Below are 24,188 nucleotides of genomic sequence, written 5' to 3' on the forward strand. Positions count from 1 at the left end.
AGGCGGGCCGAACGGCCGCGCCGGGCAGGTTCAGCGGGCAGGGTCAGTGCCGAAAAGTGGACACGGACTGAACATTAGTCAGTGCAGCTAGAGGAAAGCGACGACTAATGGCTCAGCTCGTGTCCACTTTTCGGCACTGACACCAGTGGTAGGGGAATGGTCAGCGGCCCGGGGGCGCCTTGTAGTCCGGGAACATCTCTTTGTAGAGGAAGGCCATCAGCTGGTCCGTATCCTGCGGGCGGGCACTGAGCTTGACCACGCGGCCGAGGCGGTGTGAATCCCACTCGAAGTCGCCGGTCTTTTCGCGGCGGATCAGTTCGATCATCTTCTTGATCACGGCCGTCTCGACGTCCGGCTCGCTGCCCTGCTCGACCGTCACCGCGGTCAGCCAGCGCCGCTTGAAGCTCGGGTTCCAACCGCGGAACTTGAGATCCATGCTGTGGAAGGTCTTGTTCGATACCGAGAAGATGCCGCCGCTCTCGTTGCTGTCGTCGCGACCGCGGCCGTTGATGGCGGCGATGTTGGCCAGCGCGTTGCGGGTGCCGCGCGCGGCTTCGCTTTCCTGGCTCGGGGTCTCGCTGCCGGTCGGAGCGCCGCGCTGCTTGCGGCGCGCCTCGATGTAGGCGGCCATGTCGGTCTCGGGCGGGACCTCGGTCTTCGGTTGCGGCGCGGGTGAAGGCGGCGGCTGTTCGGCCGGCTGTTCGTCGGGAATCGTGATCGTGTCCGGCAGGCGCTGGACGATCACGCGCTCCGGCTGCGGGCGTGGCGTGGTCTTCGGCGTCGGCGTGGTGGTCGGGGCCGGGGTCGGGCGCGGCTTGGGCGCCTGCTCGCGCGGGGCCGGCGCGGCTTCCTGCAGCGGCGCGACGAACACTACCTGGCTCTCGCGGTCGGCGGCCGGCTTGGCGCGTTTTTCCTGGTCCTGCTCGGGCTGGAAGAAGTACAGCGCCACCAGCAGCAAGTGCACGCCGATGGTGCCGGCCAGGCCGAACCGGTTCGGACCCTTGCGCCCATACGACGGGGCCGGGCGCGCCAACGGCTGCCCGCAATGGGAGCAAACCTCGCTGTCCTCGTCGAAGGTATGGGAATGGTCGCGCAAGGTAGATCGGGTTCCTGGAAGCGGCATCGTAAAAAACGGTAGAGAGCCGAAGTCTAACCGGTTTGCGGCGCGGACGCATCACGCCAGCGGTACCGGCAGGTGCTCGGCGGGGGTAATTCCACGTTAATCGATGTTACCAAATGTTTCCGGCCGCCATAGGATGCGCGTGCGTCCCATGGCGGCCGGCTCGATGGCGACCCTGACCTTTACGCCGGATGCACCGGGTGCGCCGGATGATGCGCGGCCGGGGCCGCATCATCGAGCTTGACCATCTGCGCGTCGGTCATCGGGCCGGTGCCGCTGTACTTGTCCAGGTACAGGTAGATCACCGGGGTGATGTACAGCGTGATCACCTGCGAGAAGATCAGGCCGCCGCACACCGCCAGGCCCAGCGGCTGGCGCAGCTCGGCGCCGGCGCCGATGCCGAGCGCGATCGGCAGCGCGCCCATCAGCGCGGCCAGCGTGGTCATCAGGATCGGGCGGAAGCGCAGGATCGCCGCCTCGCGGATCGCCGCCTCCGGGCTCATGCCCAGGTTGCGCTGGGCGTCGAGCGCGAAGTCGATCATCATGATCGCGTTCTTCTTGACGATACCGATCAGCATCAGGATGCCGATCATGGCGATCAGGGTCAGGTCCATGTCGAACAGCCATAGCGTGATCAGGGCCCCCACCGCCGCCGACGGCAGGCCGGCCAGGATCGTCAGCGGGTGGATATAGCTCTCGTACAGCACGCCCAGCAGCACGTAGATGACGCCGATCGCGGTGATGATCAGGATCAGCTGGCTCGACTGGGTGTCCTGGAACACCGCGGCGTCGCCGCCGTAATTCGTGATGACCGAGGCCGGCAGCTTCATCTCGCGGCCCATCTGTTCGATGGCGTCGGTGGCGTCGCCCAGCGGCACGCCCGGCGCCAGGTTGAACGACAGCGTGATCGCCTGCAATTGCCCCTGGTGGTTCACCTGCAGCGGACCGACCGTGCGGCGCACCGTGGCGATGCTCGACAGCTTCACCAGCTCGCCGGTTTTACTACGCACCGAAACGCGCGACAGCGCTTCGTCGTAGTAACGGTCGCTCGCGGCCGCTTCCAGGATCACGTAGTAGCTGGCCGCGGTCGAATAGATCGTCGAGACCTGGCGCTCGCCGAACGAGGCGTACATTACGGTGCGGATGTCCGCCATCTGCACGCCCAGCAGCGCCGCCTTGTCGCGGTCGATGTCGACGGTGGCTTGCAGCGCCTTGTTCTGCGAGTCGCTGTTGACGTCGCGGAAGCGGTCGTCGGCGCGCATGCGCTCCAGGAATTGTTCGGCCCAGCCGCCGATCTCGCCGCCCGACACGCTCTGCAGCGTGTACTGGTAGCGCGACTTGCTCTGGCGGCCGCCCAATTGCAGGTTCTGCACCGGCGCCAGGAAGACCTGGACACCGGCAACGGAGCGCGTGGCCTTGCGCAGGTCGTCGACCACCAGGTCCATCGGCGGACGCTCGCCGCGGGGTTTGAGCACCAGGAACATGCGGCCGGTATTGCCGCCGCCGCTGAACGAGGTCGTGTCCTGCACGTACGGGTTGGCGCGCACGATGTCGACCACCTTGCCCTGCAGCTCGGCCAGCGCCACTGACGAGGTGTCTTCCGACGCTTCCACCGTCACCCGGATCTGGCCGATGTCTTCCTCGGGGAAGAAGCCCTTTGGCATGCTCATGTACAGCACGGCGGTCAGGGCGAAGGTGCCGAAAGCCAGCAGCAGCACCAGCGGCTTGACGCGCAGCGCCCGGTCCAGCGAGCGCGCATAGCCGTCGCGCACATTGACGAACATGGCTTCGAAGCGGCGGCCGATCCACGACATGTCTTTCGGGTCGACGTGGCCGCCGTCCTTGAGCAGACGCGAGCACAGCATCGGCACCAGGGTCAGCGACACCGCCGCCGACACCAGCACCGCCAGGCCGACGATCACGGCGAATTCGCGGAACAGCAAACCGATCACGCCCGGCATGAAGAAGATCGGGATGAACACCGCCACCAGCGAGATCGAGATCGAGATGATGGTGAAGCCCATCTCGCGCGCGCCGATCAAGGACGCCGCCAGCGGCTTCTTGCCCATCTCCATGTGGCGCACGATGTTTTCCAGCACCACGATGGCGTCGTCGACCACCAGGCCGACCGCCAGCGTAATGCCGAGCAGCGAAATGTTATCGAGGCTATAGCCCAGCCAGTACAGCAGCGACAGCGCACCCAGCAGCGAGATCGGCACCGTCACCGCCGGAATGAAGGTAGCAGCCGCGCGGTGCAGGAACAGGAAGATCACCAGGATCACCAGGATCACGGTGCCGAGCAGGGTCAGGTTGACGTCGTGGATCGCTTCGCGGATCGACAGCGAGCGGTCGTTGACCAGGTCGATCCTGATCGATGCGGGCAATTGCTCCTGGAAGCGCGGGATCAGGGCGCGCACGGCGTCGACCACCTGCACCGTGTTGGCGTTGGGCTGGCGTTGCACCATCAGCGAGATCGAGCGCTCGCCATTCAGGCTGCCCATCGCCTTCACCGACTGGTAGCTGTCCTGCACGTCGGCGATGTCCTTCAGGCGCACCGGCAGGCCGTCGCGGCTGGCGACGATCAGGTTGGCGAAGTCGGCTGCCTTCATCAGCTGGCCGCCGCCCTGGATCGTCAGCGCCTGGGTCGGGCCGTCGAGCAGGCCGAGCGGCGTGTTCGAGTTGGCCGAGCGCAGCGCGGCGGCCAGCTCGTCCATCGAGATGTTACGCGCGTTCATCAGGTCGGACTTGGCGCGTACGCGCACGGCAAAGCGCTTGCCGCCGTTGATCGAGACTTGCGACACGCCCGGCACGGTGGAAATGGCCGGCGAGACCAGGTTCTCGGCATAGTCGTTCAGCTCCGACAGGTCCATCGACGGCGAGGTCATGTGCATGAACAGGATCGGGGCGTCGGCCGGATTGACCTTGCGGTAGGACGGCAGATCCGTCATTTCCAGTGGCAGCTGGCGCTGGGCGCCGAGCAATGCCGCCTGGACGTCGACCGCCACCTTGTCGACGTCGATCGTCGTGTCGAATTCGAGCGTGACCGAGGTGTTGCCCTGGGTGCTGGTGGAGGTGATCAGCTTGATGCCGGCGATGGTCGAGAACTGCTTCTCTAACGGCAGCGCCACCGACGAAGCCATCGTTTCCGGGCTGGCGCCGGCCAGGTTGGCGTTCACCTGGATCACCGGCGTGTTATAGCTGGGCAGCGCCGCGACCGGGATGTTCATGTAGGCCAGGATGCCGACCAGCACCAGGCTGATCGACAGCAGCACCACCATCACCGGACGGCGGATACACAGTTCGGACAGATTCATGCCTGCTCGCCCTTCTTGGCGACGGGAGCGGCAGGCTTGCTGCCGGCGGCGGCGCCGGCGAGGCGCACCTTGCCGCCCGGACGCAGGTTCTGCTTGCCTTCGGTGATCACCTGTTCATTGCCGTTCAGGCCAGTGACCACGGCCTGGTCGCCGTAGGCGTGCACGCGCTTGACCGGCACCTGGCGCGCCGCGTTGCCTTCGCCGACCACGTACACGAAGATGCCGTTGTTCTGGGTCACGATCGCGCCCTGCGGGATGACGACCGCGTCCTTCAGCGTCTGCACGGTGACGTGGGCGGTCACGTACTGCCCCGGCCACAGGCGGGTGTCGCCGTTGGCGAACTCGCCCTTCACGCGGATGGTGCCGGCCTGGGCGTCGACGGCGTTGTCGATGAAGCTCAGCTTGCCGAGCGCGGCCGCGCCCTCTTCGCCGCCGCCATTGCCGTTGCCAACGTTCACGCGTACTTCGACCTGGCCGCTCTTCTGCGCCGCCAGCAGCGAACCGAGCGCCGACTCCGGCAGCGTGAACGAGACGTTGATCGGATCGAGCTGGGTGATGCTGGTGAGCGAGGTCGCCATCTGCACCAGGCTGCCCGGATGGACGTCGATGGCGCCGACCCGGCCCGACATCGGGGCGCGGATCGCGGTGTAGCTGGCGCTCACTTGCGCACTTCTGGCCGCGGCCTGGTTCGATTGCACCAGGGCGCGCTGGGCTTCCACCTGGCTCAGCAGCGAGTCGAGCGCGCTTTGCGCCAGGAAGTTCTGCGACACCAGTTCCTGGCTGCGTTTATATTGGCGCTCGAGGTCGGCCAGGGTGGCGCGGTCGCGCGCCACCTGGGCGTCGGCACGGGCGACATTGGCCTGGTCGGCGCGGTCGTCCAGCGTGAACATCAGCTGGCCTTCCTTGACGAAGTCGCCTTCGCGGATGTGCACCTTGCGGATGGTGGAAGTGGTCTGGGGATGGAGGTCGACGGTGCGCAGCGGGGTCACGGTGCCGTTGGCGAACAGTTCGACGCCGACGTCGCGCCGCTGCGGCGCCACCACGTTGACCGTTACCGGAGGCCGCGCGCCGCCGGGACCGGCTGCTCCCGGGCCGCCCGTGCCGCCTTCGGCATGGGCGTCGTTGCCCTGGTTAAAATACCAGCCGCCGGCCACGACCAGCGCCGCCACCACGGCGATGACGCCGACATTCTTCTTTTTCATTCTCGTCCCTCGCCGCCCGTGCCGACGGCTTCCTGTCAATGTTCAAGTGATGCGTGCAGCGCTATGCGCGCGGCATTGTCTCACAGTAATATTACTGGCTTGTTATTCCGACCCACTTTATTTCTGGTTACTTATTCGGGTAATACTCGGGCAGCATCAGCGTGACTTCGAGGCCGCCTTCCGGATGATTCGCCAGCGTGATGCTGCCGCCGTGGTGCTCGGCGATGTTGCGTGCGATGGTGAGCCCCAGGCCGGTGCCGCCCGACTCGCGCGAGCGCGAGGTCTCGACCCGGTAGAACGGATCGAATACCCGGCCCAGCTCGCTTTTCGGGATGCCCGGCCCGCTGTCGCGGATGCGCACCCGCGCCGCGCCGTTGATGCGGTCAACCGTGACGCGCGCCTCGCGTCCATACTTGACGGCGTTGTCGATCACGTTGCCCAGGCAGCGGCGCAAGTCCAGCGGACGGCCCAGCAGCGCCATCGAGGCGCGTCCCGTCAGCGTGACTTCCTGGCCGGCGTCGCTGGCGTCGGCGCACACCGCCTCCAGCAGCGAATCCAGGTCGAGCGCCTGCATCGCTTCGGTGGTGTCCATGCTGCGCGCCAGCACCAGGCCTTCGCGCACCATCTGCTGCATCGCCGACAGGTCGCCGATCAGGCGTTCCTGCAATTCTTTGTCGGACACTTTTTCCAGGCGCAGGCGCATCCGCGTGAGCGGGGTCTGCAGGTCGTGGGTGATCGCGGCCAGCATCTGCGTGCGCTGGAAGATGTACTGGCGTATGCGCGCCTGCATCGCGTTGAAGGCGGCGCTGGCCTGGCGGATCTCGCTGGCCCCGGTCAGGTCGAGCGGCGCGCGGTTGATGTCCTGGCCCAGGTCCTGCGCGGCCTGCGCCAGCCGCTTGAACGGGCGGGTGGTCATGCGCGCCACCAGGTAGGCCAGCACCGCGATGCTGATCATGAACAGCAGCACCAGGGCGCGCAGATCGGTGTCGCCGCTGATCAGAGAAGTGCGCGGCGGCAGCACCGACAGGCGCAGCTCGGCGCCGTCGCGCAGGTGGACGTTGAGCGATTCGCAGGCGCCGCCGTAGTCGAGGTTGAGCAGGCCGTACATCAGCGGCTGGCTGACGGCGCTGTCGCAGGCCGCCGGCCGGGTCGCGGCCGAGGCCACCTGGTAGCCCTTGCCCAGGCGGGTCGACAACAATCTGGCGAACGGCGTGATGGCGCCGGTCGGCGGCAAGCCGTCGCTGACCTGCAATTCCAGACCGGGGCGGTTGGCGACGTCGAGGTAGATCGAGCGCGCCGAGGCCGGCACGATCTCGGTGGCCATGATGAGTTGCTCGGCGCGTTCGAGCAGGTGCTGGTCGCGCTGGCGTTCCCAGTCGCGCAGGCGCTGGTAGTCGGCCGCCAGCTGGGTCAGCGTGGCCGAAATCAATACCCCCAGCAATAGCGTGATGAACACTCGCCCGGTCATGGAACCGAGGAAGGCTTTCACGCCGCCGGCTCCACCGTCACCTGGCCGGCCAGCACGTAGCCGCCGTTGCGCACCGTTTTGATGATCTGGGGCATGCGCGCGTCTTCGCCCAGCTTCTGGCGCAGGCGGCTGATCTGGATGTCGATCGAGCGGTCGAACGGGTCGGCGTCGCGGCCCTGCGTCAGGTTCAGCAGCTGGTCGCGGTTCAGCACGCGGTTCGGGTGCTCCAGGAACACGCGCAGCAGGCGGAACTCGGCGCCCGACAGCATGATGACGATGCCGTCCGGATTGACCAGGTGGCGCGCGGTCAGGTCCAGGGTCCAGTTCGAGAAGCGCATCTGCTGCACGTTGTCGAGCGGCGCGTTGGACGGCATCGCGTGCGAGCGGCGCAGCACGCTGCGGATGCGCGCCAGCAACTCGCGCGGCTCGAACGGTTTCGGCAGGTAGTCGTCGGCGCCCATCTCCAGGCCCAGGATGCGATCGAGCGGCTCGTTGCGGGCGGTCAGCATGATCACCGGCAGGGTCGAGGTCGCGCGCAGCTTGCGGCACAGCGTCAGCCCGTCGTCGCCGGGCATGTTCAGGTCCAGCACGATCAGGTCGGGACGCGCTTCTTCGAGCGCCTTCCACATGCCGGTGCCGTCGGCGGCCGCCAGCGTGCGGTAGCCGTTCGACTCGAGGTAGTCCGCCAGCAGCGTGCGGATGTCGCGGTCGTCGTCGACGATCAGAATCGTAGAGGGATTGTCCATAACCTCAATTATCCGAGTTTATGACAAGCCCGTAATAGCATTTTGTATCGCTGTGTATAAGCCGATAGGCGCGAAACATATTGATACAAAGTACGAGACAGGGGAAATCCAGCGGTTACAACTTTTGGTGAAGATGGGTCCTGTGCACAGCGAGTTTCGACTGCACGACACCCACCTCACACAAAGGAACCGCCATGAACACCCTTCGCAAGCACCTCGTGATCGCCTTCACCGCAGCCGGTTTGTTCGGCGCCGCCGTCGGTGCGCAAGCCCAGACCGCTGCGGCCCCGACCGAGGGCCGCCATGCCCACGCCATGACCCAGGAACAGCGCGCCGCCAAGAAAGCAGAATGGCAGGCCAAGCGCGCCGAGCGCCAGGCCAAGCTGCGCGATGCCCTCAAGCTCAACGCGCAGCAGCAGCCGGCCTGGGATGCCTTCGTTGCCAGCATGACGCCGCAGAAACGCGGCGAGGGCCAGCGTGCCGGCCGTCCGGACCGCGCGGCATTCGCCAACCTGAGCGCGCCGCAGCGCATGGAACGCCACATCGCCATGCAAAAAGCACGCACCGCGCGCATGGAAGCACGGCTGGCGGCACTGAACAACTTCTATTCGGTGCTGACGCCGGAGCAGCGCAAGACGTTTGACGAGCAGAGCAAGCATCGTCGTGGTGGGCGTCATCATCAGCAGCAGCGCGCTGCCTGATCCCGTAGGGTTGGCGGGTCCCCCGCCGACGCGTTCAACGCACGCTCGCATATCGTGCGTGTCATCGAAAGCCGCTTGAACGCGTCGGCAGCGAAGCTGCCAACCCTACTCCAGACGCTGCAACGAATTCAGGAACTTCTGCGCATTCTGGTAGCCGATCACCCGGCTATCCGCAATCTCCTTGCCTTGCTTATCGAACAGGATGATCCCCGGCGGCCCGAACAGGCCGAAGCGCTTGAGCATCGCCTTGTCCTCGGCATCGTTCGCCGTCACATCCACCTGCAACAGCACCGTCTCGGCCAGCCGCGCCTGTACCGCCGGATCGACGAAGGTGAACTTCTCCATCTCCTTGCACGACACGCACCAGTCGGCGTAGAAGTCGAGCATCACGGTCTTGCCCGCATTCGCGGCCAGTGCCGCATCGAGATCGTCCACGGTCTTGATGCGGGCGAACGTCAAGCCGTGCTGCTGAGTGCCGCTCAGGTGCGCCAGCGGCGCCAGCGCGTCGCGCCCGCCGCTGGCCACGCCCACCAGCTGCATCGCCCCCAGCAGTGCGAAAGCGGCGCCGGCCGCCATCGCAGCCCACCAGCGGGTCTGGCGCAGAAGGTAGAAGCCGTAGCCGAGCAACAGCGCCGCCCACAGCAGCATGGCAGCCGCGGCCGGGATCACCGGCGACACCAGCCAGATCGCCATCGCCAGCATCAGGACGCCGAACAGGCGCTTGACCGACTCCATCCAGGCGCCGGCGCGCGGCAACAGCGAGCCGGCCGACAGGCCCACCAGCAGCAGCGGAATGCTCATCCCGATCGCCATCGAGAACAGCGCGGCGCCGCCGATGAACACGTCGCGCGTCTGGCTGATGTAGACCAGCGCGCCGGCCAGCGGCGCGGCCACGCACGGACCAACGATCAGGGCCGAAATCGCGCCCATCGCGAACACGCCGGCAAGCTTGCCGCCCTGCTGGCGATTGGAGGCGGCGCTCAAACGGGTCTGCAAGGTGTTAGGCAGTTGTAACTGATAGAAACCGAACATCGACAGCGCCATGGCCACGATCAGCAGCGCGACCGTACCCAGCACCCAGGGATTTTGCAGCGCGGCGGCCAGGCCTTCGCCGGCCAGGCCGGCGGCCACGCCGAGCAGCGTGTAGACGATCGCCATGCCCAGCGAATACGCCAGCGACAGGGTGAAGCCGCGCGCGCGGCTGACGTTCTTGCCTTCGCCGACGATGATCGACGACAAGATCGGCACCATCGGCAGCACGCACGGCGTGAAGGCCAGGCCCAGGCCGAGCAGGATGAAGGCGGGCACGATGGCCAGCAGGCTGCCGCCGCCGAGCAGGCCGGCGATGCCGGCCAGGTCGGATGCGGGCGCGCTTGGCGCCGCTGCAGGCGCGGCGGGAGCACTGTCGGCCTGCGGGGTCGAGGACAGTGGGGACGACAAAGCCGACGATTGGCCGGCGCCCTGCCCGATCGGCAGCGCCGGCGCGGCATTCGCGCCACCGGCGCCGAGGCTCACGCTGTGCTCCTGCGGCGGATAGCACAGCCCGGCATCGGCGCAGCCCTGGCTGGTCGCCGTGAGGGTGAACGGGCCGCTGCCCTCGACCGGGATCCGGATCTTCAGGCGGCCCTTGTAGGTTTCGACGTCCTTCTCGAACGTTTGGTCATACTTGACCTTGCCTGGCGGGATCTTCGGCTCGCCGAGGGTGACGCCGGCGCCGTTCGCCTTGAACGCGAAACGCTCGCGGTACATGTAGTAGCCGTCGGCGATGGTATAGCTGACCTCGGCCGTCTGTGGATCGACCATGCGCGCTTCGAAGCGGAAGGCAACGGTGGGATCGAGGAAGTCTTCTTCAGCGCGGCTCGGGGCGGCCAGGATAGTGGCGAAGACGGCGAACAGCAGCAGGCAGGCCTGGAACAGGCGGCGGGCGGAGAATCGGTGCATGGGTATCTGGTGGTTTAACTGCGCACCGGCATGGTACACCGGCCCGGCCCGTCGTGTTGAAGCGATGACGGTTGCTACAGGCGAAAAAAAACCAGGCCGAAGCCTGGTTTTTTCAAGCGTTGACCGGTCGATTACTCGGCGGTCGGTGCTTCTTCAGCCGAAGTGACTTCCGGACGGTCCAGCAGTTCGACGTAAGCCATCGGTGCATTGTCGCCAACGCGGAAACCCATTTTCAGGATACGCAGGTAGCCACCGTTACGGTTGGCGTAGCGCGGGCCCAGTTCAGCAAACAGCTTCTGGACCATTTCGCGGTCGCGCAGGCGAGCGAAGGCCAGGCGCTTGTTCGCCAGGGTGTCGGTCTTGCCCAGGGTCAGGATCGGCTCGATGACGCGGCGCAGTTCCTTGGCTTTAGGCACGGTGGTTTTGATGGCTTCATGACGCAGCAGGGAGACGGTCATGTTGCGCAGCATTGCCAGGCGGTGGGACGAAGTACGGTTCAGCTTGCGAAGGCCGTGACGGTGACGCATGGTATTTCCTTTCGGGTGTTTTCAAATCCAGTTCTTCGATCGTCCGTGTTTTGAGGCACGTCCGCGGACCGGTTCAGGTTAAAGCCGCCCAGGCACGACGCCCGGGCGGAGGTACAGCAATCGTTACAGGGATTACTTCTCGAGGCCAGCAGGCGGCCAGTTTTCCAGCTTCATGCCCAGGGTCAGACCACGGGAAGCCAGGACTTCCTTGATCTCGTTCAACGACTTGCGACCCAGGTTCGGGGTCTTCAGCAGTTCGTTTTCCGAACGCTGGATCAGGTCGCCGATGTAGTAGATATTTTCTGCTTTCAGGCAGTTTGCCGAACGTACGGTCAGTTCCAGGTCGTCGACCGGACGCAGCAGGATCGGATCGACCAGCGGAGCACGCGACGGTGCTTCGGCAGCGGCTTCGGTGCCTTCCAGGGCGGCGAACACGTTCAGCTGGTCAACCAGCACGCGTGCCGACTGGCGGATCGCTTCTTCCGGGGTGATGACGCCGTTGGTCTCGATGTTGATGATCAGCTTGTCCAGGTCGGTACGCTGTTCGACACGTGCCGATTCCACGGCGTACGACACGCGGCGCACTGGCGAGAACGAGGCGTCCAGGATGATGCGGCCGATGGTCTTGTTGGTGTCTTCCGACAGGCGGCGCACGTTGCCAGGAACGTAGCCGCGGCCCTTCTCGACCTTGATCTGCATGTCCAGCTTGCCGCCGGCGGTCAGGTGGGCGATCACGTGATCCGGATTGATCAGCTCGACGTCGTGCGGCAGGTCGATGTCCGATGCCATGACGGCGCCTTCGCCTTCCTTCTTCAGGGTCAGGGTGACGGAATCGCGGTTGTGGACCTTGAAGACCACGCCTTTCAGGTTCAGCAGCAGGTCAACGACGTCTTCCTGCACGCCATCCAGCGACGAGTATTCATGCACGACACCGGCGATGGTCACTTCGGTCGGGGCGTAGCCCACCATCGACGACAGCAGCACGCGGCGCAGCGCGTTGCCCAGGGTGTGGCCATAGCCACGCTCGAACGGCTCCATCACGACTTTCGCGTGGCCGGCGCCCAGTGCTTCGACGTCGATGATACGTGGCTTCAACAAACTATTTTGCATGAACGTAGTCCTTTTCAATACCCTCGGCTCGTTACACCGATAAGGCTGATGGCTTTAAAGAGAACGCCTGCATCAGCAGGCGGTAAAACGAATTCTGCGCGGCGGGAGTGCCTGGGAGTCGAGACTCGCTGCGGAGCCAACCTGGGGTTGCTGCATCCGCACCACCACTCCCGCCGTTTCCGCAAAGACCGTAAAGATCCGGCGGAGAAGACGAAAAGGGAACGGCAAGCCGTTCCCTTCGCATCCATTAACGCGAGTACAGTTCGACGATCAGCGCTTCGTTGACGTCAGCTGCGATCTCGTTACGCTCTGGGAACGAACGGAAGGTGCCTTCCAGCTTCTTGGCGTCGACCGACACCCAGCTCGGGAAGCCGACTTGTTCAGCCAGCGACAGCGCTTCAGCGATACGCACTTGCTTCTTGGCCTTTTCGCGCACGGCGATCACGTCGCCGGTCTTGACCTGGTACGACGCGATGTTCACGACGTTGCCGTTCACGGTGAAGGCCTTGTGGCTCACCAGCTGACGCGCTTCGGCGCGGGTCGAGCCGAAGCCCATGCGGTACGCGACGTTGTCCAGACGCGATTCCAGCAGCTTCAGCAGGGTTTCGCCGGTGTTGCCCTTGCGGCGCGATGCTTCGGCGAAGTAGCGGCGGAACTGGCGCTCCAGCACGCCGTAGATACGCTTGACCTTCTGCTTTTCGCGCAGCTGGTTGCCGTAGTCCGAGGTGCGGGCACCCGATTTCACGCCGTGCTGGCCTGGCTTGACGTCCAGTTTGCACTTCGAATCGAGCGAGCGGCGTGCGCTCTTCAGGAACAGGTCGGTGCCTTCACGGCGCGACAGTTTTGCTTTTGGTCCGATATAACGTGCCACGTTAGATTTCCTTTAATATTTGATCACGCCCCAGAAGTGCACGGGTCAATCCCCTGCACCCAGGCGCTAGTCCAGCTCTGCAAGCGAGGCCGGACGTGGCTTGCAACAGCGCCCGCCGTTTGCACGGCAGGCGACAAGAGCCGGGCAGTATAACCCATTTCTGGGCAACTGCACCGGCATTCTCTTGAAACACAAAGGGCTTGCGCCCGATGCGTCGTGATCCAGACACAGGCGGGGCATTAAGCCCTGCCCTGCTGTCTTAGATGCGGCGACGCTTCGGAGGACGGCAGCCGTTGTGCGGCACTGGGGTAACGTCCTGGATCTCGGTGATCTTGATGCCCAGGTTGTTCAGTGCGCGCACAGCCGATTCACGGCCTGGGCCTGGGCCCTTGATGCGCACTTCCAGGTTCTTGACGCCCGATTCCTGAGCGACCTTGCCTGCAGCTTCAGCAGCAACCTGCGCTGCGAACGGGGTCGATTTACGCGAACCCTTGAAGCCGGCGCCGCCGGAAGTTGCCCACGACAGGGCGTTGCCCTGGCGGTCGGTGATGGTGATGATCGTGTTGTTGAACGATGCGTGCACGTGGGCGATGCCCTCGGCAACGTTCTTCTTCACTTTCTTGCGCACACGTGCTGCTGCTGCGCTGCTTTGTTGCTTGGCCATAGGTCAGGTTCCTAGATTATTTCTTGAGCGATTGTGCTGCCTTGCGCGGACCTTTACGGGTACGAGCATTGGTGCGGGTACGCTGACCGCGGACCGGCAGGCCCTTACGGTGACGCATGCCGCGGTAGCAACCCAGGTCCATCAGACGCTTGATGTTCATGGACAGTTCGCGGCGCAGGTCGCCTTCCACGACAAACTTCGCGACTTCGTCACGCAGCTTCTCGAGTTCGTTATCGTCCAGGTCCTTGACCTTCTTGTTGGTCGCGATACCGGTTGCGTCGCAGATCTTCTGCGAACGCGGACGGCCAATACCGTAGATAGCCGTCAGGCCGATAACGGTGTGCTGATGATTTGGGATGTTAACCCCTGCAATACGTGCCATTCGATATTCCTCGATTAACCTTGACGCTGCTTGTGACGCGGCTCGACGCAGATCACACGGACCACGCCCTTGCGCTTGATGATCTTGCAGTTGCGGCAGATCCGCTTGACTGAAGCGTTAACTTTCATTTTGCACTCTCTTCGGTTCGTTTACTTGATGATGTTTTTTACTTGGTGCGGAACACGATGCGGGCCCGGGACAGGTCGTACGGGGTCAACTCCACCGTCACCTTGTCGCCCGGGAGAATGCGGATGTAATTCATCCGCATTTTACCCGAGATATGCCCCAGAACAACATGCCCGTTTTCCAGCTTCACGCGGAACGTCGCGTTTGGGAGATTCTCGAGGATCTCCCCCTGCATTTGGATGACGTCGTCTTTTGCCATTCGCTCTATGCACTCCCCCGCTTATCGCGAAGGAATTCCACCCTTGAAGTTAGCCTTGCGCAGCAGCGAATCATATTGCTGCGACATGACGTAGTTCTGCACTTGTGCCATGAAGTCCATCGTCACCACCACGATGATCAGGAGCGACGTGCCACCGAAGTAGAAAGGAACTTTCCACTGGGCGGTCATGAACTCCGGCACCAGGCACACCAGGGTGATATAGACTGCACCGGCCAGGGTCAGGCGCATCAGGATCTTGTCGATGTAGCGCGCGGTCTGCTCGCCCGGACGGATGCCCGGAACAAACGCGCCGCTCTTCTTCAAGTTATCCGCCGTTTCCTTGCTGTTGAATACCAGCGCGGTGTAGAAGAAGCAGAAGAACACGATCGCCACCGCATACAGCAACGCGTGAATCGGCTCGCCTGGTGCCATCGACGCTGCCAGGTCCTTCAGGAAGCCGATGACCGGGCCACTGGAGTCCTTGCCGCGCGTGAACCAGTCGACGATCGTCGCCGGGAACAGGATGATCGACGAAGCGAAGATCGGCGGGATCACGCCTGCCATGTTCAGCTTCAAGGGCAGGTGGCTGGTTTGGCCACCGTAGATCTTGTTGCCGACCTGACGTTTCGCGTAATTGACCAGGATCTTGCGCTGCCCGCGTTCCACGAACACCACCGCATACGTCACCGCAGCCACCAGGACCACGATCAGGATGGCCGAGAAGCTGCCGATCGAACCGTTCGAGACCAGGGTGAACAAGCCGCCCAGGGCCGACGGCAGACCTGCTGCGATACCGGCAAAGATGATGATCGAAATACCGTTACCAAGACCACGCTCGGTGATCTGCTCGCCCAGCCACATCAGGAACATGGTGCCGGTCAGGAGGGTCACGATGGTCACGAAGCGGAAGCCCAGGCCCGGGTCGATGACCAGGTTGGGTTGCGCCTCGAGCGCGACAGCGATGCCGAACGCCTGGAACAACGCCAGCGCAACCGTCAGATAACGGGTGTACTGGGTGATCTTGCGGCGGCCGGCCTCGCCCTCTTTCTTCAGTGCCTCGAGTTGCGGCGAGACGATCGATCCAAGCTGCATGATGATCGAAGCCGAAATGTAAGGCATGATGCCGAGCGCGAACACGGTAAAGCGGGACAGGGCGCCGCCCGAGAACATGTTGAACATGCCCAGGATGCCGCCCTCGTTCTGCTTGAACAGCGCAGCGAGCTGCACCGGGTCAATCCCGGGAACCGGGATGTGAGCACCGATGCGGTACACGACCAATGCGCCAAGCAAAAACCACAGCCGGCCCCAGGGGAATCCGGAAGCGGCGCTTTTACCAAGTTGTGAATTAGTCGCCAATTTTTGCTCCGATCAGGCAGCGGTCGCTTTACGCGACCGAGCCGCCAGCTGCTTCGATCGCCGCTTTCGCGCCGGCGGTCGCTTTCAGGCCCTTGAGGGTCACCGCTTTGGTGATCTCGCCGGACAGGATGACGCGCACGTCGCGTGCCACGACCGGCAGGATACCTGCCTGCTTGAGCACCAGGATGTCGATTTCGCCGACAGCCAGGTTGTTCAGGTCGGACAGGCGCACTTCAGCCTTGAACGATGCGTTCAGCGACTTGAAGCCACGCTTCGGCAGACGGCGCTGCAGAGGCATCTGACCACCTTCGAAGCCGACTTTGTGGAAGCCGCCCGAACGCGATTTCTGACCTTTGTGACCACGACCGGCGGTCTTGCCCAGGCCGGAGCCGATGCCGCGGCCGACGCGACGCTTAGCGTGCTTGGCGCCTTCGGCTGGCTGAATGGTATTGAGTTCCATTGATTTCTCCGTTCGCAAGCCGAGGCTTACGAGACAACTTTAACGAGGTACGCGACTTTGTTGATCATGCCACGCACGGACGGGGTGTCCTGCAGCTCGGAAACCGAGTTGACACGACGCAGACCCAGGCCGCGCACGGTGGCACGGTGATCCTGACGGGTACCGATCAGGCCCTTGACGAGCTGAACTTTAATGGTGTTTGCCATGTTTTTCCCCTTAACCCAGGATGTCTTCGACCGACTTGCCACGCTTGGCGGCGATGTCGGCGGCAGTGCTCATCTTCGACAGGCCGTCGAGAGTTGCGCGCACCAGGTTGTACGGATTCGACGAACCGGTCGACTTGGCGACCACGTCGGTCACGCCCATCACTTCGAAGATAGCGCGCATTGCGCCACCAGCGATCACGCCGGTACCAGGCTTGGCCGGTGCCATCAGGACGCGCGAGGCGCCGTGACGACCGGTCACGGTGTGGTGCAGGGTGCCGTTCTTGAGCGGAACCTTGATCAGGTTGCGGCGGGCTTCTTCCATCGCTTTTTGCACGCCGACTGGAACTTCCTTCGACTTGCCCTTGCCCATGCCGATGCGGCCATCGCCGTCACCGACAACGGTCAGCGCTGCAAAACCCATGATACGACCACCCTTGACCACTTTGGTCACGCGGTTGATCGCGATCATTTTTTCGCGCATGCCATCATCCGGCTTGTCGCTTGCCATTTTCGCTTGCATTTTTGCCATGACGATTCTTCCTTAGAACTTCAGACCGGCTTCACGCGCGGCTTCCGCCAGCGCCTTCACACGACCGTGGTAACGGAAACCCGAGCGATCGAACGCAACTTCGGTGATTCCAGCTTTCAGTGCTTTTTCTGCGACGCGCTTGCCGACCAGGGCAGCTGCAGCAGCGTTGCCGCCGGCGCCGGTCTGGCCAGCCAGTTCGGCGCGCACTTCTGCTTCCAGGGTCGAAGCCGACACCAGTACTTTTGCGTCCGGGCTGATCAGGCTTGCGTAGATGTGCAGGTTGGTGCGGTGAACCGACAGACGGTTCACGCCCAGCTGGGCAATCTTGATACGGGTCTGACGGCCACGACGCAGACGGGATTGTTTCTTGTCCATGTCTGCTCCGATTATTTCTTCTTGGTTTCTTTAAGCTTGACCACTTCGTCCGAATAACGGACGCCCTTGCCCTTGTAAGGCTCTGGGGAGCGGTAAGCGCGCACTTCGGCGGCAACCTGGCCGACCTTTTGACGATCGATACCCTTGATCAGGATTTCGGTCGGGGTCGGGGTGGTTGCAGTGACGCCTTCCGGCATCGCGTGCAGCACCGGGTGCGAGAAGCCCAGCGACAGGTTCAGGGCGTTGCCCTGCACTGCTGCTTTGTAGCCCACGCCGACCAGGTTCAGCTTCTTCTCGAAGCCCTTGGTCACGCCGGTCACCATGTTGTTGACCAGGGCGCGCAGGGTGCCCGACATGGCGTTCGATTCACGCGAATCGTCGATCACGTCGAAGGTCAGCGTGCCATTGTTGTTTTCTACTTTGACCAGGCCGTTCAGGCTCTGGGTCAGGGTGCCCAGCGGGCCCTTGACAGTGATCGACGACGCGTTGATCGCGACTTCGGCACCGGCAGGGACGGCGATTGGCATCTTAGCTACTCGAGACATCGTCTACTCCTTAAGCCACGTAGCAAATCACTTCGCCACCGACACCGGTAGCACGTGCTTTGCGATCAGTCATGACGCCTTGCGGAGTCGACACGATTGCCACGCCCAGGCCGTTCATGACGGTTGGGATCTCGTCCTTGCCCTTGTAGATGCGCAGGCCTGGACGGGAAACGCGCTCGAGGCGCTCGATGACCGGACGGCCAGTGTAATACTTCAAACCGATTTTCAGTTCCGACTTGCCGCCTTCCGACGACACTGCGAAATCTTCAATGTAACCCTCGTCCTTCAGGACGTTGGCAATGGCAACCTTGACTTTCGACGACGGCATTGCGACCGAGGTTTTCTGAACAACTTGTGCGTTGCGAATGCGGGTCAGCATATCGGCGATAGGATCGCTCATACTCATTGCTTATTCTCCTATTACCAGCTAGCTTTGGTCATACCCGGGATTTCGCCAGCCATGGCGAATTCGCGGACTTTGGTACGGGCCAGACCGAATTTACGGAAAGTGCCACGTGGACGGCCGGTCATGGCGCAGCGGTTACGCTGGCGGGTCGGCGCCGAGTTGCGCGGCAGGGCCTGCAGCTTCAGGCGGGCGTCGTAACGCTCTTCTTCCGACTTCGACTGGTCGTCGATGATTGCTTTCAGAGCGGCACGCTTCGGAGCGAATTTCGCCACCAGGTCTGCACGCTTCTTTTCGCGGTTAATCAATGCAAGTTTTGCCATGCTCTTAGTTCCTGAACGGGAATTTGAAGGCGGCGAGCAGCGCTTTGGCTTCTTCGTCGGTCTTAGCGGTGGTGGTGATCGAGATGTTCATGCCACGCAGCGCATCGATCTTGTCGTAGTCGATCTCTGGGAAGATGATCTGCTCTTTGACACCGATGTTGTAGTTGCCACGACCATCGAACGATTTGCCGTTCACGCCACGGAAATCACGCACGCGCGGCAGGGCCACGGTGATGAAACGGTCCAGGAATTCGTACATGCGGGCGCCGCGCAGGGTCACCATCGTGCCGATCGGGTAGCCTTCGCGGATCTTGAAACCTGCGATTGCCTTGCGTGCCTTGGTGACCACTGGCTTCTGGCCTGCGATCTTGGTCAGGTCACCGGTTGCGTGCTCGATGATCTTCTTGTCGGCGACTGCTTCCGACAGACCCATGTTCAGGGTGATCTTGGTCAGGCGCGGCACTTCCATCACCGACTTGTAGCCGAATTTCTCGGTCAGTTCAGCGACGACTTTTTCTTTGTAAATTGCTTGGAGACGGGCCATTTATTCTTACCCCTTCACTACTTCGCCGTTCGACTTGAAGACGCGGACTTTTTTGCCGTCCTGGTCTTTGAAGCCAACGCGATCTGCCTTGCCGGTCGCTGCGTTGAACAGCGCGACGTTCGACACGTGAATCGGCATGGTCTTGTCGACGATACCACCAGTAACACCGGTCATCGGGTTCGGCTTGGTCGCTTTCTTAGCGACGTTGACGCCTTCGACGATGACGTGTTCAGCGTCTACACGCTTCTGAACGACGCCACGCTTGCCCTTGTCCTTACCGGCCAGAACGATGACTTCGTCGTTTTTACGAATCTTATCCATGTCGAATCCTTACAGAACTTCAGGTGCCAGCGACACGATCTTCATGAACTTCTCGGTACGCAGCTCGCGCGTGACCGGTCCGAAGATACGGGTGCCGATCGGCTCCAGCTTGGCGTTCAGCAGCACGGCGGCATTGCCGTCGAACTTGACCAGGGAACCGTCCTGGCGGCGCACACCCTTGGCGGTACGCACGACCACGGCGTTGTAAATTTCACCTTTCTTGACGCGGCCACGTGGGGCAGCGACTTTCACGGTGACCTTGATGATGTCGCCAATGCTCGCATAACGGCGCTTCGAGCCACCCAACACCTTGATGCACAGAACTTCCTTGGCACCGGTGTTGTCGGCTACTTCGAGCCGGCTTTCGGTTTGAATCATAGTAGTTTCTTTCCCAACTTAAGCCGTAGAAAACCCCACGGAAACCCATGGGCCTGCGGTCAGTCTTGGTCCCGCCGTACCGCCCCTGCTGGAGCAATACGATTGGGTGATTGGACTTTCCAATAACGCATTCGTTACAGGCCGCACTTGCCGAGGGGACAAACTGCGGCAACACATGAACGAAGCCCGCTAGTATCCCAGATACCAGCGGGCCACGCAAGACAAATTTTCTAGATACTTACAGTACCTGTGCGACTTGCAACACTTTGGTCACAGTCCACGCCTTCGTCTTCGAGATCGGGCGACCTTCTGCGATCTCGACGGTGTCACCGATTTTCGCTTCGTTCGCTTCGTCGTGCGCGTGATACTTGTTCGAGCGCACGATGATCTTGCCGTACAGCGGGTGCTTGACGTGACGTTCGATCAGCACGGTCACCGTCTTGTCCATTTTGTCGGACACGACTTTGCCGACCAGCGTACGCTTCAGCGCCGTTTTAGTGGTGTCGTTCATTTGGCTTCCTTCTGGTTCATCACAGTCTTCACACGCGCGATATCGCGACGTACTTTCTTCAGCTGCGCGGTGTTACCGAGCTGCTGGGTAGCGACTTGCATGCGCAGGCCGAACTGGGCCTTCAGCAGCTCGTTCAGCTCCTTTTGCAGCGCTTCCTGGTCCTTGCCGCGGAGTTCCGATGCTTTCATATTCAACTCCTGTTATTGGCCGACTTGACGGACCACGAAAGTGGTAGCCAGTGGCAGTTTGGCAGCGGCCAGGCGGAACGCTTCGCGCGCCAGTTCTTCAGCAACGCCGTCCATCTCGTACAGGACTTTGCCTGGCTGGATTTCAGCGACGTAGTACTCCGGATTACCTTTACCGTTACCCATACGGACTTCGGCCGGCTTGTTCGAAATCGGCTTGTCCGGGAAGATACGGATCCAGATACGGCCGCCACGCTTGATGTGACGGGTCATGGCGCGACGTGCCGCTTCGATCTGGCGTGCGGTGATACGGCCGCGGGCAACTGCCTTCAGACCGAATTCGCCGAACGAGACCGCGGTGCCGCGGGTGTGCGAAATGCCGGTGTTGCGGCCTTTCTGCTCTTTACGATACTTCCTGCGCGATGGCTGCAGCATGCTTATTCTCCTGCTTTCTCAGCTGCCGGCTTGGCAGCGGCGCGGCGGCCCGCTGGAGCGGCACCTGGCTTCGCGCCTGGACGTGGACGGCTGCCTGGCTTGCCGTCGTCACGACGTGGGCCGCGTGGCTTCTTCTCGTCCGGCGGGGTGTCGATCACAGGAGCTTCGCCCGTTGCCGAACGGTCGCCCTTGTAGACCCAGACCTTGACGCCGATGATGCCGTAGGTGGTCGATGCTTCGCTGGTGCCGTAGTCGATATCGGCGCGCAGGGTGTGCAGAGGCACACGGCCTTCGCGGTACCATTCGGTACGTGCGATTTCGATGCCGTTCAGACGGCCCGACGACATGATCTTGATGCCGACGGCGCCCAGGCGCATGGCGTTCTGCATCGCGCGCTTCATGGCGCGACGGAACATGATGCGCTTTTCGAGCTGCTGCGAGATCGAATCGGCGATCAGCTGCGAATCGATTTCCGGCTTGCGGATCTCTTCGATATTGACGTGCACCGGCACGCCCATGATCTTCGTCAGCGACGACTTCAGCACTTCGATGTCTTCGCCTTTTTTACCGATCACGACACCTGGACGCGACGAGTAAATGGTGAAGCGTGCGTTCTTGGCAGGACGCTCGATGACGATACGGCCGACCGAAGCGTTCTTCAGCTTCTTTTTCAGGAAAGCGCGCGCTTCCAGGTCTTCCTTCAGCATTTCGGCGAAGTTGCCGTTGCCAGCGTACCAACGCGATGCCCAGTTACGGGTGACCGCCAGGCGGAAGCCGGTTGGGTGGATTTTCTGACCCATCGTATGCCCCTTAGTTACCGACAGTCACGTAGACGTGACAGGATTGTTTCGAAATGCGATCGCCGCGGCCCTTCGCACGTGCGGTGAAGCGCTTCAGGATCGGGCCCTTTTCGACGTAGATCTGAACGACCTTCAGTTCGTCGATGTCCGCGCCATCGTTGTGCTCTGCATTGGCGATCGCCGATTCCAGAACCTTCTTGATGATGGTCGCGCCCTTTTTCGGGCTGAATTGCAGAATGTTGAGTGCTGCGTCAACTTTCTTGCCGCGGATCATGTCGGCGACCAGACGGCCTTTTTGTTCCGACAGGCGCACGCCTTTGAGGATTGCTTTAGTTTCCATTATCGTTTCGCCTTCTTGTCAGCGGCGTGGCCCTTGAACGTACGGGTCAGCGCGAATTCGCCGAGCTTGTGGCCGACCATGTTCTCCGACACGTACACAGGCACGTGCAGCTTGCCGTTGTGGACGGCGATCGTCAGACCGATGAAGTCTGGCGAGATCGTCGAGCGGCGCGACCAGGTTTTGACTGGCTTCTTGTCTTTGGACGCTTGCGCGGCTTCGACTTTTTTCACCAGGTGGGCGTCAATGAACGGCCCTTTTTTCAATGAACGAGTCATGATTTATCCTTATTTCTTGCCGCGACGCGAGACGATCATCGACGAAGTGCGCTTGTTCGAACGCGTCTTCTTGCCCTTGGTCTGCTGGCCCCATGGCGACACTGGATGACGACCAGCTGCCGTACGACCTTCACCACCACCGTGTGGGTGATCGATCGGGTTCATGACCACACCGCGGACGGTAGGACGAACACCGCGCCAGCGCATTGCACCGGCCTTACCGATCTTGCGCAGGCTGTGTTCGGCATTGCCGACTTCGCCCACGGTCGCGCGGCACTCGATGTGCACGCGACGGACTTCACCCGAGCGCAGGCGAACCTGGGCGTAGGTGCCTTCACGGGCCATCAGCACGACGCCGGCGCCGGCGGTACGGGCCATCTGGGCACCCTTACCTGGCAGCATTTCGACGCAGTTCATCACGGTACCGACCGGGATGTTGCGGATTGGCAGGCAGTTACCGGCCTTGATCGGCGCTTCCGAGCCGTTCATGACGCTGTCGCCGACAGCCATGCCCTTGGTGGCGATGATGTACTGACGCTCGCCGTCCGCGTAGCACAGCAGTGCGATGTGCGCGGTACGGTTCGGGTCGTATTCGATACGCTCGACCTTGGCAGGAATGCCGTCCTTCTGGCGCTTGAAGTCGACCAGACGGTAGTGCTGCTTGTGGCCACCGCCGATGTGACGGGTGGTGATGTGACCGTTGTTGTTACGGCCGGCGGTCTTCGATTTCTTTTCAACCAGTGCTGCGAACGGACGGCCCTTGTACAGGCCTTCGGTCACAACTTTCACCATGCCGCGACGGCCTGGGGAGGTTGGCTTCATCTTAACGAGTGCCATTATTTAGCCTCCTCGACAAAATTGATTTCCTGGCCTGGCTTCAGGCACACGAAAGCACGCTTGGTGTGGTTGCGACGGCCGGTGAAACGACCCGAACGCTTTTGCTTGCCTTCGCGGTTCACGGTTTGCACCGATTCCACTTCGACCTTGAACAGCAGTTCGACGGCAGCCTTGATTTCTGGCTTGGTCGCGTCAGGCAGGACCTTGAACACGATCTGCTCGTTCTTTTCCGCGACGAAGGTAGCCTTCTCGGAAATGATCGGAGCCAGCAGCACCTTCATCAGGCGCTCTTCGCTGAATTTGATTGCGGCGCTCATGCGTACATCTCCTCGATCTTGGCCAGAGCAGCTTTCGTGACCAGGACTTTTTTGTAGAACACCAGCGACATCGGATCAGCGTGCTTCGGCTCGACGACCAGCACGTGCGGCAGGTTGCGCGATGCCAGTTCCAGGTTCTCATCGATGGTGTCGGTGATCACCAGGACCGATTCCAGGCCCATGCTCTGCAGCTTTTGCGACAGCAGCTTGGTCTTCGGAGCTTCGATCGACAGGTTCTCGACCACGTTCAGGCGGTCTTCGCGGGCCAGTTGCGAGAAGATCGAGCAGATACCTGCACGGAACATCTTCTTGTTAACTTTGTGCGAGAAGTTCTCGTCCGGGGTGTTCGGGAAGATACGACCACCGCCGCGCCACAGAGGCGACGACGACATACCAGCACGAGCGCGGCCGGTGCCTTTCTGGCGCCATGGCTTCTTGGTCGTGTGGTGGACTTCTTCACGGTCCTTCTGCTTGCGGTTGCCGCTACGTGCGTTGGCAGCGTAGGCGACGACGATCTGGTGGATCAGGGCTTCGTTGTATTCACGACCGAACACTTCGTCGGTTGCTGCAACGTTGGCGCCAGCTTGACCTTGCTCATTCAGGAGCTTCAGTTCCAT

At 62.3% G+C, this 24,188-nt stretch carries 34 protein-coding genes; 1 reads left to right on the top strand and 33 read right to left on the bottom strand.

The window, feature by feature from the left end; translation table 11 throughout:
• Positions 1-160 precede the first annotated feature (160 nt).
• From QPK27_RS22600 to QPK27_RS22620, 5 genes are all read right to left on the bottom strand, one after another.
• Positions 161-1,096: a hypothetical protein gene (locus QPK27_RS22600; RefSeq protein ID WP_290420436.1), complete on the bottom strand. Its 936-nt coding sequence runs from the start codon at positions 1,094-1,096 to the stop codon at positions 161-163.
• Positions 1,097-1,302: 206 nt separating this feature from the next.
• Positions 1,303-4,434, bottom strand: a complete 3,132-nt coding sequence (locus tag QPK27_RS22605) for an efflux RND transporter permease subunit (protein WP_290420437.1) — start codon at positions 4,432-4,434, stop codon at positions 1,303-1,305.
• A complete protein-coding gene (locus QPK27_RS22610) occupies positions 4,431-5,636 on the bottom strand; it encodes an efflux RND transporter periplasmic adaptor subunit (RefSeq protein WP_290420438.1) in 1,206 nt (401 codons plus the stop codon). Before QPK27_RS22610 ends, QPK27_RS22605 begins: the two co-directional genes overlap by 4 nt.
• Before the next feature lie 127 nt (positions 5,637-5,763).
• The gene (locus QPK27_RS22615) at positions 5,764-7,125 is read right to left on the bottom strand and encodes an ATP-binding protein (protein WP_290420439.1); all 1,362 of its coding nucleotides are present in this window, start codon (positions 7,123-7,125) and stop codon (positions 5,764-5,766) included.
• Complete coding sequence (locus QPK27_RS22620) at positions 7,122-7,850, bottom strand: response regulator (RefSeq protein ID WP_290420440.1); 729 nt, start codon at positions 7,848-7,850, stop codon at positions 7,122-7,124. The genes QPK27_RS22615 and QPK27_RS22620 overlap by 4 nt, the downstream gene beginning before the upstream one ends.
• Before the next feature lie 194 nt (positions 7,851-8,044).
• On the opposite strand from QPK27_RS22620, the gene QPK27_RS22625 reads away from it, so the two are divergent.
• The gene (locus QPK27_RS22625) at positions 8,045-8,551 is read left to right on the top strand and encodes a Spy/CpxP family protein refolding chaperone (protein ID WP_290420441.1); all 507 of its coding nucleotides are present in this window, start codon (positions 8,045-8,047) and stop codon (positions 8,549-8,551) included.
• Positions 8,552-8,656: 105 nt separating this feature from the next.
• On the opposite strand, the gene dsbD is transcribed toward QPK27_RS22625, so the two are convergent.
• The 28 genes from dsbD to rplD all read right to left on the bottom strand — a co-directional run bounded on the left by dsbD (position 8,657) and on the right by rplD (position 24,188).
• Positions 8,657-10,492, bottom strand: coding sequence for a protein-disulfide reductase DsbD (gene dsbD, locus QPK27_RS22630; RefSeq protein WP_290420442.1), 1,836 nt, complete (start codon positions 10,490-10,492; stop codon positions 8,657-8,659).
• Between the two features lie 131 nt (positions 10,493-10,623).
• On the bottom strand, positions 10,624-11,019 hold the full coding sequence (rplQ, locus tag QPK27_RS22635) for a 50S ribosomal protein L17 (protein WP_005663400.1): 396 nt from the start codon (positions 11,017-11,019) through the stop codon (positions 10,624-10,626).
• Between the two features lie 132 nt (positions 11,020-11,151).
• Complete coding sequence (locus QPK27_RS22640) at positions 11,152-12,129, bottom strand: DNA-directed RNA polymerase subunit alpha (protein ID WP_290420443.1); 978 nt, start codon at positions 12,127-12,129, stop codon at positions 11,152-11,154.
• Between the two features lie 247 nt (positions 12,130-12,376).
• Positions 12,377-13,000, bottom strand: a complete 624-nt coding sequence (rpsD, locus tag QPK27_RS22645) for a 30S ribosomal protein S4 (protein ID WP_290420444.1) — start codon at positions 12,998-13,000, stop codon at positions 12,377-12,379.
• A 259-nt stretch (positions 13,001-13,259) separates the two neighbouring features.
• Positions 13,260-13,664, bottom strand: coding sequence for a 30S ribosomal protein S11 (gene rpsK, locus QPK27_RS22650; RefSeq protein WP_005663404.1), 405 nt, complete (start codon positions 13,662-13,664; stop codon positions 13,260-13,262).
• A 16-nt stretch (positions 13,665-13,680) separates the two neighbouring features.
• Entirely contained in the window at positions 13,681-14,046 is a 366-nt protein-coding gene (gene rpsM / locus QPK27_RS22655; protein WP_036208931.1) for a 30S ribosomal protein S13, read from the bottom strand.
• A 14-nt stretch (positions 14,047-14,060) separates the two neighbouring features.
• Positions 14,061-14,174 carry a 50S ribosomal protein L36 gene (gene rpmJ, locus QPK27_RS22660; protein WP_005663407.1) on the bottom strand — a complete coding sequence of 38 codons (114 nt, stop codon included), beginning with the start codon at positions 14,172-14,174 and terminating at the stop codon, positions 14,061-14,063.
• A 38-nt stretch (positions 14,175-14,212) separates the two neighbouring features.
• The gene (gene infA / locus QPK27_RS22665; RefSeq protein WP_005663428.1) at positions 14,213-14,431 is read right to left on the bottom strand and encodes a translation initiation factor IF-1; all 219 of its coding nucleotides are present in this window, start codon (positions 14,429-14,431) and stop codon (positions 14,213-14,215) included.
• Between the two features lie 21 nt (positions 14,432-14,452).
• Positions 14,453-15,787 carry a preprotein translocase subunit SecY gene (secY, locus tag QPK27_RS22670; protein WP_290420445.1) on the bottom strand — a complete coding sequence of 445 codons (1,335 nt, stop codon included), beginning with the start codon at positions 15,785-15,787 and terminating at the stop codon, positions 14,453-14,455.
• Positions 15,788-15,815: 28 nt separating this feature from the next.
• Complete coding sequence (rplO, locus tag QPK27_RS22675; RefSeq protein ID WP_290420446.1) at positions 15,816-16,247, bottom strand: 50S ribosomal protein L15; 432 nt, start codon at positions 16,245-16,247, stop codon at positions 15,816-15,818.
• Between the two features lie 26 nt (positions 16,248-16,273).
• Positions 16,274-16,453 carry a 50S ribosomal protein L30 gene (rpmD, locus tag QPK27_RS22680; protein ID WP_290420447.1) on the bottom strand — a complete coding sequence of 60 codons (180 nt, stop codon included), beginning with the start codon at positions 16,451-16,453 and terminating at the stop codon, positions 16,274-16,276.
• Positions 16,454-16,463: 10 nt separating this feature from the next.
• The gene (gene rpsE, locus QPK27_RS22685; RefSeq protein ID WP_290420448.1) at positions 16,464-16,982 is read right to left on the bottom strand and encodes a 30S ribosomal protein S5; all 519 of its coding nucleotides are present in this window, start codon (positions 16,980-16,982) and stop codon (positions 16,464-16,466) included.
• A 12-nt stretch (positions 16,983-16,994) separates the two neighbouring features.
• Complete coding sequence (gene rplR, locus QPK27_RS22690; protein WP_290420449.1) at positions 16,995-17,357, bottom strand: 50S ribosomal protein L18; 363 nt, start codon at positions 17,355-17,357, stop codon at positions 16,995-16,997.
• 11 nt (positions 17,358-17,368) lie between these two features.
• On the bottom strand, positions 17,369-17,902 hold the full coding sequence (rplF, locus tag QPK27_RS22695; protein WP_290420450.1) for a 50S ribosomal protein L6: 534 nt from the start codon (positions 17,900-17,902) through the stop codon (positions 17,369-17,371).
• A gap of 10 nt (positions 17,903-17,912) precedes the next feature.
• A complete protein-coding gene (rpsH, locus tag QPK27_RS22700) occupies positions 17,913-18,308 on the bottom strand; it encodes a 30S ribosomal protein S8 (protein ID WP_290420451.1) in 396 nt (131 codons plus the stop codon).
• A 14-nt stretch (positions 18,309-18,322) separates the two neighbouring features.
• Positions 18,323-18,628 carry a 30S ribosomal protein S14 gene (rpsN, locus tag QPK27_RS22705; protein ID WP_290420452.1) on the bottom strand — a complete coding sequence of 102 codons (306 nt, stop codon included), beginning with the start codon at positions 18,626-18,628 and terminating at the stop codon, positions 18,323-18,325.
• 4 nt (positions 18,629-18,632) lie between these two features.
• Positions 18,633-19,172 carry a 50S ribosomal protein L5 gene (gene rplE / locus QPK27_RS22710; protein WP_290420453.1) on the bottom strand — a complete coding sequence of 180 codons (540 nt, stop codon included), beginning with the start codon at positions 19,170-19,172 and terminating at the stop codon, positions 18,633-18,635.
• A 6-nt stretch (positions 19,173-19,178) separates the two neighbouring features.
• Complete coding sequence (gene rplX, locus QPK27_RS22715; RefSeq protein WP_027867252.1) at positions 19,179-19,493, bottom strand: 50S ribosomal protein L24; 315 nt, start codon at positions 19,491-19,493, stop codon at positions 19,179-19,181.
• Positions 19,494-19,502: 9 nt separating this feature from the next.
• On the bottom strand, positions 19,503-19,871 hold the full coding sequence (gene rplN / locus QPK27_RS22720) for a 50S ribosomal protein L14 (protein ID WP_005663451.1): 369 nt from the start codon (positions 19,869-19,871) through the stop codon (positions 19,503-19,505).
• A gap of 238 nt (positions 19,872-20,109) precedes the next feature.
• Complete coding sequence (rpsQ, locus tag QPK27_RS22725; protein WP_005663453.1) at positions 20,110-20,382, bottom strand: 30S ribosomal protein S17; 273 nt, start codon at positions 20,380-20,382, stop codon at positions 20,110-20,112.
• The gene (gene rpmC / locus QPK27_RS22730) at positions 20,379-20,570 is read right to left on the bottom strand and encodes a 50S ribosomal protein L29 (RefSeq protein WP_005663455.1); all 192 of its coding nucleotides are present in this window, start codon (positions 20,568-20,570) and stop codon (positions 20,379-20,381) included. Before rpmC ends, rpsQ begins: the two co-directional genes overlap by 4 nt.
• Before the next feature lie 12 nt (positions 20,571-20,582).
• Complete coding sequence (gene rplP, locus QPK27_RS22735; RefSeq protein ID WP_005663456.1) at positions 20,583-21,002, bottom strand: 50S ribosomal protein L16; 420 nt, start codon at positions 21,000-21,002, stop codon at positions 20,583-20,585.
• 2 nt (positions 21,003-21,004) lie between these two features.
• Positions 21,005-21,802, bottom strand: coding sequence for a 30S ribosomal protein S3 (rpsC, locus tag QPK27_RS22740; RefSeq protein ID WP_290420454.1), 798 nt, complete (start codon positions 21,800-21,802; stop codon positions 21,005-21,007).
• Positions 21,803-21,812: 10 nt separating this feature from the next.
• Positions 21,813-22,145 (bottom strand): 50S ribosomal protein L22, encoded by a 333-nt coding sequence (rplV, locus tag QPK27_RS22745; protein WP_210735950.1) that lies wholly within the window; start codon positions 22,143-22,145, stop codon positions 21,813-21,815.
• Positions 22,142-22,417, bottom strand: a complete 276-nt coding sequence (gene rpsS, locus QPK27_RS22750) for a 30S ribosomal protein S19 (RefSeq protein ID WP_290420455.1) — start codon at positions 22,415-22,417, stop codon at positions 22,142-22,144. The genes rplV and rpsS overlap by 4 nt, the downstream gene beginning before the upstream one ends.
• Positions 22,418-22,426: 9 nt before the next feature.
• The gene (gene rplB, locus QPK27_RS22755; protein ID WP_290420456.1) at positions 22,427-23,254 is read right to left on the bottom strand and encodes a 50S ribosomal protein L2; all 828 of its coding nucleotides are present in this window, start codon (positions 23,252-23,254) and stop codon (positions 22,427-22,429) included.
• Positions 23,254-23,571, bottom strand: a complete 318-nt coding sequence (rplW, locus tag QPK27_RS22760; RefSeq protein ID WP_005663466.1) for a 50S ribosomal protein L23 — start codon at positions 23,569-23,571, stop codon at positions 23,254-23,256. The genes rplB and rplW overlap by 1 nt, the downstream gene beginning before the upstream one ends.
• The gene (gene rplD / locus QPK27_RS22765; RefSeq protein WP_290420457.1) at positions 23,568-24,188 is read right to left on the bottom strand and encodes a 50S ribosomal protein L4; all 621 of its coding nucleotides are present in this window, start codon (positions 24,186-24,188) and stop codon (positions 23,568-23,570) included. Before rplD ends, rplW begins: the two co-directional genes overlap by 4 nt.

Origin of the sequence: Massilia sp. YIM B02443 (assembly GCF_030411955.1) — a bacterium.
In the GTDB taxonomy this organism is placed as follows: domain Bacteria; phylum Pseudomonadota; class Gammaproteobacteria; order Burkholderiales; family Burkholderiaceae_D; genus Telluria.

Bases quoted from the DNA above. Each gene is read 5' to 3' on its own strand.
- QPK27_RS22605 (WP_290420437.1), bottom strand. From the start codon at position 4,434: ATGAATCTGTCCGAACTGTGTATCCGCCGTCCGGTGATGGTGGTGCTG.
- QPK27_RS22610 (WP_290420438.1), bottom strand. From the start codon at position 5,636: ATGAAAAAGAAGAATGTCGGCGTCATCGCCGTGGTGGCGGCGCTGGTC.
- QPK27_RS22620 (WP_290420440.1), bottom strand. From the start codon at position 7,850: ATGGACAATCCCTCTACGATTCTGATCGTCGACGACGACCGCGACATC.
- QPK27_RS22625 (WP_290420441.1), top strand. From the start codon at position 8,045: ATGAACACCCTTCGCAAGCACCTCGTGATCGCCTTCACCGCAGCCGGT.
- dsbD (WP_290420442.1), bottom strand. From the start codon at position 10,492: ATGCACCGATTCTCCGCCCGCCGCCTGTTCCAGGCCTGCCTGCTGCTG.
- rplQ (WP_005663400.1), bottom strand. From the start codon at position 11,019: ATGCGTCACCGTCACGGCCTTCGCAAGCTGAACCGTACTTCGTCCCAC.
- QPK27_RS22640 (WP_290420443.1), bottom strand. From the start codon at position 12,129: ATGCAAAATAGTTTGTTGAAGCCACGTATCATCGACGTCGAAGCACTG.
- rpsK (WP_005663404.1), bottom strand. From the start codon at position 13,664: ATGGCCAAGCAACAAAGCAGCGCAGCAGCAGCACGTGTGCGCAAGAAA.
- rpsM (WP_036208931.1), bottom strand. From the start codon at position 14,046: ATGGCACGTATTGCAGGGGTTAACATCCCAAATCATCAGCACACCGTT.
- rpmJ (WP_005663407.1), bottom strand. From the start codon at position 14,174: ATGAAAGTTAACGCTTCAGTCAAGCGGATCTGCCGCAACTGCAAGATC.
- infA (WP_005663428.1), bottom strand. From the start codon at position 14,431: ATGGCAAAAGACGACGTCATCCAAATGCAGGGGGAGATCCTCGAGAAT.
- rplO (WP_290420446.1), bottom strand. From the start codon at position 16,247: ATGGAACTCAATACCATTCAGCCAGCCGAAGGCGCCAAGCACGCTAAG.
- rpmD (WP_290420447.1), bottom strand. From the start codon at position 16,453: ATGGCAAACACCATTAAAGTTCAGCTCGTCAAGGGCCTGATCGGTACC.
- rpsE (WP_290420448.1), bottom strand. From the start codon at position 16,982: ATGGCAAAAATGCAAGCGAAAATGGCAAGCGACAAGCCGGATGATGGC.
- rplR (WP_290420449.1), bottom strand. From the start codon at position 17,357: ATGGACAAGAAACAATCCCGTCTGCGTCGTGGCCGTCAGACCCGTATC.
- rplF (WP_290420450.1), bottom strand. From the start codon at position 17,902: ATGTCTCGAGTAGCTAAGATGCCAATCGCCGTCCCTGCCGGTGCCGAA.
- rpsH (WP_290420451.1), bottom strand. From the start codon at position 18,308: ATGAGTATGAGCGATCCTATCGCCGATATGCTGACCCGCATTCGCAAC.
- rpsN (WP_290420452.1), bottom strand. From the start codon at position 18,628: ATGGCAAAACTTGCATTGATTAACCGCGAAAAGAAGCGTGCAGACCTG.
- rplE (WP_290420453.1), bottom strand. From the start codon at position 19,172: ATGGCCCGTCTCCAAGCAATTTACAAAGAAAAAGTCGTCGCTGAACTG.
- rplX (WP_027867252.1), bottom strand. From the start codon at position 19,493: ATGGATAAGATTCGTAAAAACGACGAAGTCATCGTTCTGGCCGGTAAG.
- rplN (WP_005663451.1), bottom strand. From the start codon at position 19,871: ATGATTCAAACCGAAAGCCGGCTCGAAGTAGCCGACAACACCGGTGCC.
- rpsQ (WP_005663453.1), bottom strand. From the start codon at position 20,382: ATGAACGACACCACTAAAACGGCGCTGAAGCGTACGCTGGTCGGCAAA.
- rpmC (WP_005663455.1), bottom strand. From the start codon at position 20,570: ATGAAAGCATCGGAACTCCGCGGCAAGGACCAGGAAGCGCTGCAAAAG.
- rplP (WP_005663456.1), bottom strand. From the start codon at position 21,002: ATGCTGCAGCCATCGCGCAGGAAGTATCGTAAAGAGCAGAAAGGCCGC.
- rpsC (WP_290420454.1), bottom strand. From the start codon at position 21,802: ATGGGTCAGAAAATCCACCCAACCGGCTTCCGCCTGGCGGTCACCCGT.
- rpsS (WP_290420455.1), bottom strand. From the start codon at position 22,417: ATGACTCGTTCATTGAAAAAAGGGCCGTTCATTGACGCCCACCTGGTG.
- rplB (WP_290420456.1), bottom strand. From the start codon at position 23,254: ATGGCACTCGTTAAGATGAAGCCAACCTCCCCAGGCCGTCGCGGCATG.
- rplW (WP_005663466.1), bottom strand. From the start codon at position 23,571: ATGAGCGCCGCAATCAAATTCAGCGAAGAGCGCCTGATGAAGGTGCTG.
- rplD (WP_290420457.1), bottom strand. From the start codon at position 24,188: ATGGAACTGAAGCTCCTGAATGAGCAAGGTCAAGCTGGCGCCAACGTT.